The organism is Actinoplanes xinjiangensis (genome assembly GCF_003148685.1).
GTDB classification, from domain to species: Bacteria; Actinomycetota; Actinomycetes; order Mycobacteriales; family Micromonosporaceae; genus Actinoplanes; species Actinoplanes xinjiangensis.
This window is the reverse complement of record NZ_QGGR01000015.1, coordinates 71,063-86,035: the sequence shown is the minus strand read 5'-3', so window position 1 is coordinate 86,035 and position 14,973 is coordinate 71,063. Positions and strand designations below refer to the sequence as shown.

Sequence of the window (14,973 nt, the reverse complement as noted above, 5' to 3'; positions counted from 1 at the left end):
GCCGCCCATTGTTGCTCGATTCGCACGCGCGGATCCATGACGTTGGACACGGGCCCGACATGCGGGATCGCGGAATAATTCAGGCTACCGGCTCGCCCGTGTAACGCTTGCCGTCCAGATAGGGCCACGGGTTCGGCGTGCAGCCCTTCAGACCGAAGGTCTGCTGCTGCATGACCGGGGCCTTCTCACCCTCGCCGGGGCAGGCCTCGTGCCCATGTCCCAGCTCGTGCCCGACCTCGTGGTTGATCGCGTAGCGGCGGTAGGTGTCCAGCTCACCGTCGTAATCGGGTACCGCGTCGGCCCACCGGTCGGCGTTGATGATCACCTGGCCGGGGACCCGGCACGAGGTGTAGCCCTCGGTGTCCAGCCCACCGGTGGCGCACATCTCCTCCGACGTCTTCGCCGAGGCCAGGTAGATGGTGAAGTCCGCATCAGCGGCCTTCGGCACCCGGCGCAGACGCAGCCGGCCGTCGTTGATCCAGCTCCGCTCGTCGCCGAGGGACTCGTCGATCACCTCGGCGAACTCGGTGGGCGATGTGTCGTCGACGTTCTTCTCGACCGCCACCCGGAAGCGGTACAACCGGCCGCCGTCGCCCAGCATCGGGCCGCGCTCCGCGGCGTACCCGAACTCTCCGGACTTGCCCTTGGCGGCGGACTCGCCGTCGCCGTCCGCATCGATCTTGGCCGGCACGTCTCCGGTCGCCTGCGGCGCGGGTTCCACGGCCGCCGGTTCGTTCGCGCGTTGCGCGGCCTCCCGGCCGGGGGCGAGCGGCCGCTCATCGTCGCGCAGCTCATTGCCGACGACCAGAATCAGGACGACCATCAGGAGGTACGCCACCAGCAACGTCCTGCGACGACGCCGGACACGCCGCGCGGCGGCCGTCTCGGTCACCGCGTGCCGGGCCGGTCCGGTGGTCCGCGAATGCGCGGGCACGTACTCGCTCTCCGCCTCCGGATGCTCCAGCACCGAGGGCAGGAACTCGGGTTCGGCCTCCTCGGGACGGCGGATCTCGACGGTGGACCGGTGCTGCTCCGGCGCGGCGACGGAGAGGTCCTCGTCGGCCACCACCTCCGGCGGCTCCGGCTCCTCGGCCTCCCACGGGTCCTCCACCCGCGGTGGCACCGGCGCCGGGACGTGGATGTTCTCGGCGAGGTTCCGCTCGAGCATCGACTTCGGCGGCCACAGGTTGTCCGGCAGTTCGGCCGGCAGTCGCAGGCTCGGCGGAAGGCCCCGGTTCCTGGTCCGCGGGTACTGGTCGTCCGGGTCGGCGCCCACCGTCGGCTCGGCCGGCGGCTCGGGCCGGATCAGGGTCTCGACGTCCTGGCCGGGGAGGACTCCGAGCCAGCCGTTCTCGGCCGACCGGCCGTCCCAGGGGACGGGCTCAGGTGGTGCGGGCGGACGGGAGCCGGCGCGGGTCCGGCGGGTGCCGGTGGCGCGCGGGTTCACGTGAACGCCCGGGGCGGCCATCGGGTCGTCGGCCGGTCCGAGTGGCTCCGGCTCGGCCGGACGGGGCCGGGAAGCGGCCACCCGTTCTGCCGCCAGTTCCAGGATGCCCCGGGTCAGCGGTGGTGGTGGTTCGTGGTTCTCCGGGGCGCTCACGGCGGGCGCAGGGGGCTCCGGCGGGGCCGGCATGGCCCGCGCGGCGCTCCGGCGGCGGGACGGCTTCTCCTCCGTCGCCCTCTCCCCCGCGAGGTCCTCTCCCGGCACCGGCGGCTCGACCGGTGCGGTGGCGGGCCGGCGGGCCGGGGTGCGACCGGCGGCGGACTTCCGCTCCGGCTCGACCGGTGCGGTGGCGGGCCCGCGGGCCGGGGCACGGCCGGTGGCGGACTTCCGCTCCGGCTCGACCGGCGCCGTGGCGGTCTTGCGCGCCGGGGCACGCCCGGTGGCGGTTCTCGACGAGGTGGACTTGACCGGGGTCTCACCGGTCTTGCCGGCGGCCTCCCCGGTGGCGCTCCGGCTCCTGCCGGTGGTCTCCCCGGTCGCGCTCCGGCGGACGCTCTTGCGCGCGGGCTCGGCCGGCGCGGTCAGCGGCGACCGGCCCGTGGTGGACGCGGCGACGGTGCGCCGCCGGGCCGGTGTCTCGTCCACGGGCGGCTGCGCCGCCTCGGTCCGGGAGCGCGCGGCCCGGCCACGCCGGTCGGTGCCGGCGTCCGGGTCAACGGGGCCATTTGTCGCGTTTGCCATAGCAAGCGCAAGCCTGCCACGACTCACCGTCTGTCACAGGACTTTCGGATTTCCGTACCGGATGGACGTTCAGAGCCGGGGGCCGGCGAGGTCCCGATCCCGGTTGCGAGGCCAGGACCAGGGAACACAGCCACGCAGCGTGAGGGTCTGCTGGACCATCACCGGCGCCGGCCCGCCCGCTTTCGGGCAGCCCTCGTGCCGGTGGCCGAGCTCGTGCCCGACCTCATGGTTGATCACATACTGCCGGTAGGCCGCGAGATCGGTCCCCGCCTGGAGGTACGGCGGCGCAGACGTCCGCCAGCGGTCCAGGTTGATGACCGCCTTACCGATGGCACGACACGAGGTGTACGGCACCCCGCCGATCCGGATGTTGGTGCCGCCCACCTCGCACATCCGGCCGGCCGTCTCGCGGGTGGCCAGGTAGACGGTGAAGTCCGCCCGGTCCGCCCCGGCGACCATCTGCATCCGGACCGTCCCGGACCCGATCCAGCTCCGCTCGTCCTCCAGGATCGCGCGCACCTGTGCGGCGAACGCGGCGGCGTCCTCACCGCTGCCCTCCTCCACGGCGACCTTGAACCGCCGGAGCCGGCCCGCGACACCGACGACCGGGCCGCGGTCGTTCGCATACTCGAACCGGCCGGAACCCTTCACCGGCACGGCGCCCGGCAGCGTCAGCACGCCCGCGGGCGGGAAGACCGAGGCCGGCGCGGGTGAGGGTGTGGTCGGCGCCTTCACCTGGTCGGTGACGACCGCGGACGGCGACGGAGCGGCGCTCGGCGAGGCGGCGGGAGAGGCGGCGGCTGCCGCATGACCGGGCGGGCCGGCCGGTGTGTCGGACGGCCGGCTGACCGCGACCACGGTGAGCAGCACCAGCGCGGCGGCGAGGATCACCAGCCAAGCCTGGCGCCACCGGTCTCCCGAGGACAGGGATCGCGGCTCAGGGGCGGGCCGGGGGGAAGCGCTCATGGGGGTCCAGACTCGCACGAAACCGGTCAGCGCTCCCACCCCGGAAGGATCTTGTGCGCTTCGCTACATCGAGCAACCGATCCACCGGCGTGGTCGTCGCTAGCGCTCCGCCGGGGCCGTCCGGACGTCGTCGAGAAGACCCGCGATGGCCCGTGCCACCAGACGGGGGACCTCCATCTGGGCGACGTGACCGACACCGGGAAGGATGAGCAGGCGCCCGTCCGGGACGACCCGGGCCACCTGGGCCGGCACCCGCGGGTCGATCAGCCGGTCGTTGAGGCCGCCGATGACCAGCGTCGGCGCCTGGATCCGGGCGGCCAGCCGCCACTGCGAGTTGCCACCCGGCAGGTACGCCCGCAGGAAGCTGCTCACCAGGCCGCGCAGAGTGCCCAGATACGCCTTCGGATAGTGGGCGACGGTGTAGCGGAGCTGGATCTCCTCCATCGCCTCGGCCCGGCGCTGCGGATGCACCTTGGTGGTGTCACCGAAACACGCGGCCAGCACCTGCTCGGCCATCTGGTCCGCGGTGACCCGGGTCAGTGCCCAGGCCATCAGGCGCTCCGCCCCCGGCAGCGCGAGCAGCGGCAGGACCGGGCCCTGCGCGGTGCGGCGCGGGTCGAGGAACGGCATGGCCGGGGAGATCAACGTGAGCGTACGCACCAGATCGGGCCGTAGCGCCGCCACCCGCACCGAGATGGAGCCGCCCAGCGAGTTGCCGATCAGGTGAACCGGGCCGCGGCCGGAGTGCTCCAGATAGTCGACCAGCGTGGCCGCGAACGAGGCGATCGAATAGCGCGGGCTCGGATCGCTGTAGCCGAACCCCGGCAGGTCGACGGCCTGACCGTCGAGCCGGTCGGCGAGCAGGCCGGCCAGATCGGTGAAATTCTGCGAGGAGCCGCCGAGGCCGTGCACGTAGACGGCGGGTTCGGCGGTGTCACCCAGTGCCGGAGTGTCCCGCACGTGCAGCATCGCCCCGCCGACCGTGACCCGGCGTGCGGGCCATGGCGGCGGAATCTCACCCTCCGGCAACAGCGCACTGTCGTCGGCCAGAATCGCGCCCTTCATCAGGCCAAGAGTGCCTCGAGCCGCCGGTTCACCGCAGAGAGTGTGGCGCGCACCATGGCGTGCCGATCGTCACCGGTGACCACGGCCGAACCCGCCAGCTGCTCGACCCAGCCGCCGCCGCAGGACAGCAGCAGCACCACCACGGCCACCTGCATCTGCCCGAACGAGACCGAGGCCGCGTGCTCGACGAAGCACCGGGCCGGGCCGTCCTCGTGCTGTGAGGTGGAGAGCAACTCGTCGACGGCACCCGCGGTGGCCGTCGCACACAGGCGCAGAAGGTAGCCGTCGACCGCCGGGCCGGTGGCCACGCCCGAGGCGCTGCGCCCGCCGGCACGCAGCCGCACCTCGACGGAGGCGTCCGCGCCGAATGTGTTGACGTGCACATTCTCGATGATCACGCGAGGGCCGGGGTTGTCACCCGGGTCCAGCGGCCGCGGCTTGGAGGAGTCCGCGGGAACCAGGGCGGCGCCGGCGTTGACGCCGGGCTGCCGCTTCTCCAGCGGGGGGTACGGCGCCGCGGAGACCGGCGCGGCGGCCGGGGCGGGCGCTGCGGACACCGGGCTGACCGGGTTGACCGGACTGGAGACCGGCGCGACCGGGCTCGACACCGGGGCCACCGGGCTGGAGACCGGTGCGACCGGCACCGCGGCCCGGGCCGGCCGGGTCGGCTGGCTGGGCAGCAGCGGGGTGCTCCGGGGGGCGGAGACGGGCGCGCTGGACGGCCGGAACGGCGAGTCGGCGGGCATCGCCGCGTCCAGGCCCATCCGCTCCTGGAGCAGACGGGCCACCTGGCGGCTCACCTCGGCGGCGTCCGCGCCGTCGGAGAGGTCGAGGCGGAGGCTGTGCGCGCCGGCGGGAGTGGCCCGCAGCGAGGCGTCGCGAACCCCCGGCACCTCGCGGACCGCGGCCAGGATGTCCTGGACGTCGAAGCCCTCCTGGCGCTCCTGAGCGGGTACGACATCGCCGCGGCGCAGGTGCGTCGCGATACGGGCCAATGCGGGCGCTTCGGCCGACGGTTCCACGGAGGGCGGCTCCGGAACTCTCGGGACGTCCGGCTGGGCCGGGACGCGCTGCGGGAGTGTCCCGCGCTGGTCGCCGTCGTTCTCGGCGTCACCGGGCGGGGCGTAGGGCGGTGTCACATCGGGGACCGGATCGTACGCCCGGCGGGCGAATCCCGGCGGATCGAACGAGGCGGCCTGGCCGTCGAGCTGAGGCAGCCCCTGGGCCAGGGTGTCGGTGACCAGCGCGTGCCGGGAACGGGCGGCCCCGCCGGAGACCGGGGCGACCGGCGGCGGCCCCTGGACCGGCTCGGGCACCCAGTCGGGCCGGGGCGGTGGCACGGCGGCACGGTGCTGGTAGGTGTCGTCGAGGTCACCCTCGTACGGAAAAGGCGGCGCGCTGCTCGGTGCGGGAGCCGTCGGCGTACGGCGGTGGTGACCCAGGATGTCGGCGAGCCGGCTCCGCTCGGGGGACCATGCTTCGGTGGACCCGGACGGGGGAATCTCGGAACCCGCCCCCGGCGCGGGGACCCCGGACGCGGGTGCGGCCCCGAAGGGACGTTCCGCCGGGCCCTGCTGCCGTCCGAAGGTGCGCCCGTCGGACGGGCGACGCCATGGTGGCGTGTCCACTCCCTGCTCCAATGCCGCTCCCGTGTGGGGCCACGAACTCTCGTCGTCGGCCCAGCCGTTCATCCGTGTGCGGTCACGCGAGTCGGCGCCGTTGCCACCCGCTGAGGCTCCCGTGTCTCCGGAATGCCCTGATTCATCCACCGCGCGCTCCTCGCTCGCCCCCGCTGAGGCTACCGTGTCGTTGCAGTGGCGATAAGTTGCAGCGTCGCGACAATTGCCCGCACGACCGCGACATGCGCCGATCCGGGCAATCCGAGACGACAAACCGCGGGGACCCGACCCCCTGGAGGTTCACAGAAATGACCGCTGCGTCCGGCGGGCCACAGACCGCACGACCCACCCGCCTGCCCCGTTCGGCGCGACGCAAGCAGTTGCTGGCCGCCGCGCAGCAGATCTTCGTCGCGCACGGCTATCACGCCGCCGCGATGGACGACATCGCGGAGCGGGCGGGCGTCTCGAAGCCCGTTCTCTACCAGCACTTCCCCGGCAAACTGGAGCTCTACCTGGCCCTGCTGGACACGCACTGCGACGCGATAATCGCCAAGGTGCGCGGGGCCATGCTGGCGTCTCCCGACAACAAGGACCGTGTGAAGGGCGCCGTCCGGGCGTACTTCGACTTCATGGATCACGAGAGCGAGGCGTTCCGGCTCGTCTTCGAGTCGGACCTGCGCAACGACCCCCAGGTCCGCCAGCGGGTGGAGCGGGTCGAGCAGGGCTGCATCGCCGCTGTGACGGACACCATCATCTCGGACACCGGCCTGCGGCCGGATCAGGCCGAGCTGCTCGCTTCGGGCCTCGCCGGGGCGGCCGGACAGGCCGCACAGTTCTGGCTCGCCAACGGCCGGCGTACGCCCAAAGCTGAAGCCGAAGCGCTCGTAGCTGCGCTGATCTGGCGTGGGATCGCCAGCTTCCCGCTGCAGGGCGGTTCAACGGCCGGTATGGCCCCCGAAATCGGATAGCCTTTCGAACGGGTAAGACGGATCTTTTTAGGAGGGACTCCGTGGAGGTCAAGATCGGCGTGCAGCAGTCGCCGCGCGAGCTTGTGCTGGAGAGCGCTCAGACCCCGGCGGAGGTCGAGCAGGCCGTGACGGATGCTCTGGCCAAGGACGGCGTCCTGACGCTTACTGACGAGAAGGGCCGCAAGGTGATCATCCCGATCGCCAAGGTGGCCTACGTGGAGATCGCCGAGGCGTCGCACCGCCCCTTCGGCTTCACGACCCGCTGATTTTCTCGTAACGGGAGGGCGCTCCGACCTCGGGGCTCCCTCCCGTAACTCTCTCCCGGTGCGTCTGCTACCAGGTCGGGTAGAGTGGTCTGCGTCGTCGTCGATCTGTCAAGTCGACGGCCCGCGTGTGGCCCGCTTTCGAGCGTGCGGCCCGCGCCTATACGAGACCGCGCCCAAACGACTTTCCGACGGGCGCACCACGAGAGGGCACCCGTAAAACTTCATGACCGACAATGAGCAAGCTCTGATCCCCGTCATCACCCGTGCGCCGGTCCGCCCGGACAGCCCCACGTTTGCCGAGCTGGGCGTGCGCGCCGAGACCGTCGAGGCCCTGGCCAAGGCCGGCATCACGCACGCCTTCGCGATCCAGGAGTACGCGCTGCCCATCGCGCTGCGCGGTACCGACCTGATCGGCCAGGCGCCCACCGGCACCGGCAAGACCCTCGGCTTCGGCCTGCCCCTGCTGGAGCGCGTCACCGCCCCCAGCGAGGGCGCCGACGGCCAGCCCCAGGCGCTGGTCGTCGTCCCCACCCGTGAGCTGGGCCTGCAGGTGGCCCGCGACCTCGCCGCGGCGGGCAGCACCCGGGGTGTCCGGGTCCTTCCGATCTACGGCGGCGTGGCGTACGAACCGCAGGTCGAGGTCCTCAAGAAGGGCGTCGAGATCCTGGTCGGCACCCCCGGCCGCCTGCTGGACCTGTGCAAGCAGAAGATGCTCAAGCTGGGTTCGGTCCAGGCCCTGGTGCTCGACGAGGCCGACCGGATGCTCGACCTGGGCTTCCTGGAGGACGTCGAGAAGATCCTGGCGATGATCCCGAGCGAGCGTCAGACGATGCTGTTCTCGGCGACCATGCCGGACCCGATCGTGGCCCTGTCCCGCCGGTTCCTGCGCAACCCGGTGACGATCCACGCCGGGCACACCACCGAGAGCGGCCCGTCCCCGCTGACCAAGCAGGTCGTCTACCGCACCCACCCGATGAACAAGGTGGAGATGGTGGCGCGGATCCTCCAGGCGAAGGATCGCAGCCTCACGATGATCTTCACGCGGACCAAGCGGGCCGCCGACCGGGTCGCCGAGGACCTCGACTTCCGTGGTTTCGCGGTCGCGGCCGTGCACGGTGACCTGGGTCAGGGCGCCCGTGAGCGGGCGCTGCGCGCGTTCCGCAGCGGCAAGATCGACGTGCTCGTGGCGACCGACGTGGCGGCCCGTGGTCTGGACGTCTCGGGCGTCACCCACGTGATCAACTACGACTGCCCGGAGGACCCGGAGACGTACACGCACCGCATCGGCCGGACCGGCCGGGCGGGCGCCACCGGCGTCGCGGTCACCTTCGTGGACTGGGAGGACATGCCGCGCTGGGTGCTGATCGACAAGTCGCTCGGTCTCACCATGCCGGAGCCACCGGAGACGTACCACACGTCCCCCGCGCTCTATGCGGACCTGGACATCCCCACCGACATCTCGGGCACCCTGCCGACCGCCTCGCGCAGCCGGGCCGGGCTCTCCGCCGAGATCGAGGAGGACCTCGGCACCGTCGGGCGCCGTGGCCGGGGTCGCAACGACCGCGACCGCAGTGACCGCGGCCGGGGCCGGTCCCGCGGTGGCGACTCCGGGCCGGCGCCGTCGGCCGACTCCACCACCTCGCCCGGTGACGCCGCCGAGCGGCCCGCGCGTCAGCGTCGTCGCCGCCGGGTGACCGAGGACGAGGTCGCCACCGCGGCCCCTGCCGTCACCGAAGCGCCCGCGGTCACGTCCGACGCTGCGGTGACCGCCGTTCCGGACACGTCTTCGGAGGCACCGGACTCGGCGGAGGCGAGCGCTCCGCGGGCCCGAACCCGTCGCCGTCGCACCGCCGCGGCTGCGGTGTCCTTCTCCGAGGCCACGTCCGACACGGTGGTTCAGCCGGCGGTCACCGATGCACCGGAGGCCGCTGTCTCAGCGGCTTCGCCGGACGCCTCCGCCGAGACCGCGGAGACGGCACCGCGCCGGCGCCGCCGTCGCAGCACCGCCCGCCCGGCCGACTCCGACCTGTCGGGTGGCTCCGAGGCCGGCGTGGGCACCACCGCCGACGTCTGATCCGTTTTCGCCTCGTGGGACCGGTATCCCCGGTCCCACGACGCTGTTCAGGACCAGTTGTGCCAGAGTTCGGCCAGCAGGTCCATGTTGAGCCGGTAGGCGCCGGCCACCTCGCGGAGGAAGGCGTCCTGCTGGCGGCGGGCCCACGGCAGAGCGTTGAGCCGTTCCCGGTAACGGGCCCGGAACAGCGGCGGATCGATCCCCTCGAAGACGAAGAACCGGAAACCCTCACGGCGGAATCCGTACGCCTCCACGACCGCCTGTCCCAGCCACTGCCCGCCGGAGAGATCCCCGAGGTAGCGGGTGCAGTGGTGTGCGACGTACTCGGTGGCCCGGCCGAAGGCGGCACTGCGGATCCGGGTGCAGTAGGTGGTGGTCGCGGGCAGCGAGGTGATCCGGCTCTGCCAGCGTGATCCGAAGAGGAACCGCAGATCCGACTCGAGCGCCGGCAGCCGGAACAGCTCCGGGTAGACGAACCGGCACGCCACCGGGTCGTCGGCCATCGCGGAGGCGGCCAGTTCCAGCGACTCGTAGATGAACCAGTACTGGCTGAGCAGTTCGGCGTACGCGGCCAGGGGCAACCGGCCGGACGCCAGGTCGGTGACGAACGGGCTCTGCGGCGACCCGGCGCTCTCCTCCCGGTTGATCTCCCGCAGCCGGTCGGAGAGCAGCGTGGGCGCGGAGAAATCGGCGAGGAAGGACATCATGGCGGGCACCTCGTTCTCTACGACACCGACCAACTTAACCGCGCAGGTCCGGGTGACATAGCCCCGAGGGGCCATCCGGGTGAAGAGCAGAATGGAAGTCATGCCAGAACCGCTCGAATCAGTCCTCGCCGAGGTGCGGGAGCTTCTGCTCGCACCGGGCCTCACCCGGGCCGTCGCGGCCGGCCGGCGTCGCGGGCACACGCCCACCGTCACCCGCGCGCAGCTACGCCCGGTGACGTTGAAGCAGGGACGCAAGCTACAGATCGTCACCGACGACGGCGCCCGCCCGTTCACGCGGAACGTCGACGGTGCCGAGGCGGCCGCGGCGGTCGACGCGCTGCTGGCCGAGCCGTTCGGTAACTGGCACGTGGAGACCGACGCCGCGACCGTGCAGGTCCGGGTGACCAAGAAGGGCGACGCCCAGGTGCACCGCTCGGCCGCCGTCGCCGCCCCGAGCACCCCCGCCGGACACGACCGGGCCAAGCAGTGGCTGCTCGACCCGGGCGACCCGCTGTTCTCGGTGGTCGGCGGCACGGCGGCGAAACGCCGCCAGATCGACGCCTTCCTGCGGGCGCTCGCCGCGACCCTCCCCGACGACCTTCCCACACCGCTCCGCGTCGTGGACCTGGGCTGCGGCAACGCCTATCTCACCTTCGCCGCCTACCGATATCTGGCCGGGCGGGGCGTCCGGGTCGAGGTCGTCGGGATCGACGTCCGCGAGGATCAGCGGGTACGCAACAGCGCCGTCGCCGCCGAACTGGGCTGCTCCGATGACGTGACGTTCGTGGCCGGCACCATCGAGGAGGCGCAGCTGCCCGTCCCGCCGGACCTGGTGCTCGCGCTGCACGCCTGCGACACCGCCACCGACCAGGCACTGGCCCGGGCGGTCGACTGGGAGGCGCGCTGGGTGCTGGCCGCCCCGTGCTGTCATCACGATATCGCGGCGCAGCTCAAGCGGGGTGCGGCGCCGGAGCCGTACGGGGAGGTGACCCGGCACGCCATCCTGCGGGAGCGGTTCGCCGACGTGCTGACCGACTCGCTGCGCGCCGCCCTGCTGCGCCTGCACGGTTACCGGGTGGAGGTGGTCGAGTTCATCGACTCCGCGCACACCCCGCGCAACCTGATGCTGCGGGCCCGCCGGACCGGGGCCGGGCCCACCGCCGAGCAGCGTGCCGAGTACGACTCGCTGACCGGCCAATGGGGCGTCACGCCGGCACTGGCCGGGATGCTCAGCTGACCACGACGGTCCAGGCCGCCGTGGACACCTTCCCGGCGACCTGGAAGTCGAGGAACATCCGGTAGGTGCCGGGACTCGGGGCGGCCAGCCAGAACTTGACCTTGCCGTCGACCAGCTGCGTCTCCGGATGGACGTGGACGTAGCCGAGGTCACCCTGCCGAAGCACGACCAGGTGACCGAAGGCGCCCAGATACGGCTCGAGGGTCACCGGCCTGCCGGCGTCGTCGGTCACGGTCATCAGCAGGGGCTGGGTCGACGCGGTCCCCGGCGTCCCCTCATATCCGACCCGGAACCCGCCGGTGCTCGCGACCCGCGCCGGATCGGGCGCGGTGACCGGCAGGTATTCGCCCGGGACCGTCAGGTCGGCCCCGAGCGTGGTGGCCACCTGCGTACCGCCGACCTGCACGCTGAAATCGGTGAACATGCGGTACACACCGGGCTCGGCGAAGGTCAGGTCGACACTCCACGTGCCGTCGGCCGCCATCACCGGATGCAGATGCTGAAAGCCGGTGAGGTCACGGCGAGCGACGATCAGATGCAGCGGCTTGTCGTGCACGACCGCGAAGGTGGTCACCGGCGCGCCACCCGGCCCGTTGACGGTGAACTCCAGTCTCTGCTGCACACCGGCCTCGAAGACGGCGCTGAACGGCGTCAGGGTGAGGCCGCCGCCACTGAGCGAGAGACCGCTGACCGGAGCGCCACCGCCACTCGCGGTGATCGGGCCGGTGTTGCCGTGCACATGCGGCACGCTCTCGTCGAACGGGCTCGCCGAGGGCACCGCGGGGGTGGTCGCGGCCGCCGGAGAGCCGCTCCCACCGGTGCCGCCGTTGAGCCGGCCAAGGCCGTAACCGGCGAACAGCACCACGATCAGCAGCGCCCCGACGGCGGCGAAGCGGAAACCTGAGCCCTCGTCCGCCGTCTCCTTCTTCGACAGCCCGAACGACGGCTCGCTCTCCTGCTCGTCAGGCATCCGCGAGTTCGTACCCTGCCTCGTCGACGGCCGCCCGCACCGCCTCGTCGGAGAGGGCCTCCTCGCTGGCCACCGTCACACCGCCGGAGGCCAGGTCGACCTGCACCGAGGTGACGCCGGGCAGCGCCGAAAGCTCCTGGGTGACCGACTGGACGCAGTGCGAGCAGGTCATGCCCGTCACGGTGAAAGTGCTGGTCACGGCCACAATACGATCCCTTCAGCCCGGTCTGACTCATTCGTGAGCCTACCGGGATGTCATACGCCGCGGTTACCGTGCGGCCGTGAGCCGATATGAGATCCATCTGACGGTGTCCGCCGGCGCCTCCGACGATCGGCTTCGATCGTGGGCGACCTCACACGGCGTCAAATACACCCGGATCCTTCTCGACCGCGGCGACCACGCCAGCCAGCCGATGCTGAGCTGGCTCTCCGACGGCACGCCGGCCTCCGCCGAGGCGGACGCCCGCCGGACCGCCGCCACGCTGGGCGCGGACGGCTTCCCGGTCACCCGGCTCAAGGTGGAGGCCGCCGCGGCACAGGCCGGCATCCATCCCGGGCTCTACTTCGAGCATCACGTCAAGCTGCTGCTTCCCGCCGGGACAGACCTCCAGGTGGTACGGGAGGTGGCCGTCCGACACGACGCCCACCTGTCCCGCAACGCCCGCCGCCTCCGGGCCGACGGCGTGCAGGAGCGGTTCGTGACCCAGCGGTGCCGTCAGGTCGGGCTGCCGGCCGCGAAGTCCCGGCTGTCCGCCCTGGTGGACGCGCTGACCGGCGCCGGCTGGGAGATCGCCGAGGTCGAGGAGGAGTGGGTGCTCATCGACGACAACCCCGGTCTGGACGCCGGCTGGTTCGTATGACCGCCCATCGGGCCGCCCTCGACCACGTGCTGACGGTGATCGGCGAGTCGTCGTGGGCGGACCTTCTGGTGTTGCGCGGCAGCATGACCATGCCGGCCTGGGTCGGCGACGCCGCCCGGCCACCCGGCGACCTCGACTTCATGCTGTGGCAGCCCTCCGTCGTACCGGATGACCTCGACCCGTATCCGTATGTCGACGCCCCCGCCTTCGTCCAGCAGTGGCCGGAGGCCGCGCACGGGGCGATCCGCAACGAGATCTGGGAGTTCGAGGATTTCGACACCGGCGGGCACCATCCACGGCTGCCACCGGAGGGGCTGCACTGGGTTTCCGCCGAAGACCTCGACACCGGCCCGTGGGAGGGTGCCGAGGAGGAGTTCCGGTCGCTTCTCACCGACAAGCCGTGGTCCCCCGACGGGATCGTGTTCGACCCCGTCTCGATGACGAGTTCGACGGACGGGGACTACGCCGACTACGAGCCCGGCGGAGGGACCGGCCGGATCCGGCTCACCGTCCCGTGGCGGGCCGAGGATTTCGAGATCGGTCGTGTGCAGATCGACGTGGCCTGGGGCGAGAGACTGCCCGAGCCCGCGGTGTGCACGGCCGTGCCGCGGGCCGGGGACCGGCCGCCGGTCGCGATGTGGACCGCGAGCCGCGAGTTGTCCCTGGCGTGGAAACTGCACTGGCTCGCCGCCGACCAGCGGACCCGCGGTGTCTCCGCGATGAAGGACGTCTACGACGCGGTCCTCCTCGCCGAACTCGACGGAATGCACCTGCGCCCCCACCTGCGGCGCCTGGCCCTCGGCGCCGACCCGGCCATGCTCCGGCCGACGCCGGGTCTCACCCCGTCCCCGCAGTACACGTTCCGCCCGCCGCCGACCGCGCCTCCACGGCCGACCGCGCCTCCACGGCCGACCGCGCCTTCACCGCCGACCGCGCCTTCACCGCCAACCGCGCCTTCACCGTTGCCATCGTCTCCGTCCGGCTCGACGGCAGGTTCCGTCACGGCCGACGAGCCGAGAGTCGGGCTGCCGTTCGCGCGCCTGCTGGACCCCGGCGTCATCCCGACATGGGCCGTCGAGGGCAGCCCCACGACCGAAGGCGACGCGGCCTCGTGGCTGACCCGCCTCGCCGCCGCAGCCGCCCACCTGCTCTGACCCGGCATGCCCACACCACCGCCTCGGGCGCCGGACACAACCCGCACCACCACGCCACCGCGCTGCCCACCTGCTGTGACTCGGCTGCCTCGCTGGTCGGCTCGATCAGACGCTGTGACACCATGCGACCGGCCCCTTGCGGAAATGTGACGAAGGAGGAGCTGATGGATGATCTGGCACGCGATGGTTATGTCCTGACCGCGGACCCGAAGCGCGTCGACTTCGCCCGAGTGCATCGATGGCTCGCCGAGGAGTCCTACTGGGCGGCCGGGCGCTCCTACGACCTGGTGGCCCGCTCCATCGACGGTTCCCTTCCGTATTCGATCTTCACCTCCGACGGCGCTGAGCAGGTCGCGTTCGCGCGCGCGGTGACCGACGGCGCCACCTTCGCCTGGATCTGCGACGTCTTCGTCGACGAGAGCCACCGGGGCCGCGGCCTGGGTAAGTGGATGATCGACACCATCGTCGCCGACCTGTCCGACCGCGGGATCCTGCGCTTCCTCCTCGCCACCAGGGACGCCCACGACGTCTACCGGCGGTCCGGCTTCGAGGACCTGGCAGGCGCCCACCGGTTCATGGAGATCGACCGCCGCCCCACCAGGAACGCCATCCTCGGCAAGCCCTGACCGATCCGGCTCCACGCTCCACCGCCGCCCTCTCCGGTACGAAGGCAGCCACCCACCGCCCTCCTGCGCCGTGGGGCGGCCGGGCAGCAATTCCAGCGGCGCGACGCCCTCCAGCGACGCGACGCGGCGCTGTCGCTTCCGTGGGCCGGGCAGCTACTTCCAGCGGCGGCACCCTTCTCGTGCTGCTGCGCGGCCAGCCACCGTCGACTGGACAGCTGCTCCCAGCCGCGGCGGTGGCCTTGTCCGCGCGGGTGTCACCGGCGGCTCCTGCCTGTG

General features: G+C 72.2%; 14 protein-coding genes. 7 read left to right on the top strand and 7 right to left on the bottom strand.

What is annotated here, in order from left to right; genetic code table 11:
- Window positions 1–79: 79 nt before the first annotated feature.
- The 4 genes from BC793_RS51680 to BC793_RS49805 form a co-directional block, all read right to left on the bottom strand.
- Entirely contained in the window at window positions 80–2,089 is a 2,010-nt protein-coding gene (locus BC793_RS51680) for a DUF3152 domain-containing protein (protein ID WP_239170294.1), read from the bottom strand.
- A gap of 165 nt (window positions 2,090–2,254) precedes the next feature.
- Window positions 2,255–3,076 (bottom strand): DUF3152 domain-containing protein, encoded by an 822-nt coding sequence (locus BC793_RS29685; RefSeq protein ID WP_239170293.1) that lies wholly within the window; start codon window positions 3,074–3,076, stop codon window positions 2,255–2,257.
- Between the two features lie 174 nt (window positions 3,077–3,250).
- Window positions 3,251–4,216: an alpha/beta hydrolase gene (locus tag BC793_RS29680; RefSeq protein WP_109598507.1), complete on the bottom strand. Its 966-nt coding sequence runs from the start codon at window positions 4,214–4,216 to the stop codon at window positions 3,251–3,253.
- A complete protein-coding gene (locus tag BC793_RS49805; protein WP_158319409.1) occupies window positions 4,216–5,844 on the bottom strand; it encodes a Daple in 1,629 nt (542 codons plus the stop codon). Before BC793_RS49805 ends, BC793_RS29680 begins: the two co-directional genes overlap by 1 nt.
- 299 nt (window positions 5,845–6,143) lie before the next feature.
- Here BC793_RS49805 and BC793_RS29665 point away from each other — a divergent pair, with 299 nt between their 5' ends.
- The 3 genes from BC793_RS29665 (at window position 6,144) to BC793_RS29655 (ending at window position 9,143) form a co-directional block, all read left to right on the top strand.
- Window positions 6,144–6,803 (top strand): TetR/AcrR family transcriptional regulator, encoded by a 660-nt coding sequence (locus BC793_RS29665; protein WP_109598501.1) that lies wholly within the window; start codon window positions 6,144–6,146, stop codon window positions 6,801–6,803.
- A 41-nt stretch (window positions 6,804–6,844) separates the two neighbouring features.
- Window positions 6,845–7,069, top strand: coding sequence for a DUF3107 domain-containing protein (locus BC793_RS29660; protein WP_106315613.1), 225 nt, complete (start codon window positions 6,845–6,847; stop codon window positions 7,067–7,069).
- 223 nt (window positions 7,070–7,292) lie between these two features.
- The gene (locus BC793_RS29655; protein ID WP_109598499.1) at window positions 7,293–9,143 is read left to right on the top strand and encodes a DEAD/DEAH box helicase; all 1,851 of its coding nucleotides are present in this window, start codon (window positions 7,293–7,295) and stop codon (window positions 9,141–9,143) included.
- 47 nt (window positions 9,144–9,190) lie between these two features.
- Here the strand turns inward: BC793_RS29655 and BC793_RS29650 are convergent, their stop codons facing one another.
- The gene (locus BC793_RS29650) at window positions 9,191–9,952 is read right to left on the bottom strand and encodes a biliverdin-producing heme oxygenase (protein WP_239170292.1); all 762 of its coding nucleotides are present in this window, start codon (window positions 9,950–9,952) and stop codon (window positions 9,191–9,193) included.
- Here BC793_RS29650 and BC793_RS29645 point away from each other — a divergent pair.
- Entirely contained in the window at window positions 9,951–11,087 is a 1,137-nt protein-coding gene (locus BC793_RS29645) for a class I SAM-dependent methyltransferase (RefSeq protein ID WP_109598497.1), read from the top strand. The two genes, BC793_RS29650 and BC793_RS29645, sit on opposite strands and share 2 nt — an antisense overlap.
- Here BC793_RS29645 and BC793_RS29640 read toward each other — a convergent pair.
- Window positions 11,080–12,057: a hypothetical protein gene (locus tag BC793_RS29640; protein ID WP_239170291.1), complete on the bottom strand. Its 978-nt coding sequence runs from the start codon at window positions 12,055–12,057 to the stop codon at window positions 11,080–11,082. The genes BC793_RS29645 and BC793_RS29640 overlap by 8 nt on opposite strands.
- Complete coding sequence (locus tag BC793_RS29635) at window positions 12,050–12,229, bottom strand: heavy-metal-associated domain-containing protein (protein WP_239170297.1); 180 nt, start codon at window positions 12,227–12,229, stop codon at window positions 12,050–12,052. The genes BC793_RS29640 and BC793_RS29635 overlap by 8 nt, the downstream gene beginning before the upstream one ends.
- Window positions 12,230–12,338: 109 nt before the next feature.
- On the opposite strand from BC793_RS29635, the gene BC793_RS29630 reads away from it, so the two are divergent.
- The 3 genes from BC793_RS29630 to BC793_RS29620 all read left to right on the top strand — a co-directional run bounded on the left by BC793_RS29630 (window position 12,339) and on the right by BC793_RS29620 (window position 14,697).
- Window positions 12,339–12,917, top strand: a complete 579-nt coding sequence (locus BC793_RS29630; protein WP_109598493.1) for a hypothetical protein — start codon at window positions 12,339–12,341, stop codon at window positions 12,915–12,917.
- Window positions 12,914–14,071 carry a nucleotidyl transferase AbiEii/AbiGii toxin family protein gene (locus tag BC793_RS29625; protein WP_109598491.1) on the top strand — a complete coding sequence of 386 codons (1,158 nt, stop codon included), beginning with the start codon at window positions 12,914–12,916 and terminating at the stop codon, window positions 14,069–14,071. The genes BC793_RS29630 and BC793_RS29625 overlap by 4 nt, the downstream gene beginning before the upstream one ends.
- A gap of 164 nt (window positions 14,072–14,235) precedes the next feature.
- Window positions 14,236–14,697, top strand: a complete 462-nt coding sequence (locus BC793_RS29620; protein WP_109598782.1) for a GNAT family N-acetyltransferase — start codon at window positions 14,236–14,238, stop codon at window positions 14,695–14,697.
- The last annotated feature ends 276 nt before the right edge of the window (window positions 14,698–14,973 follow it).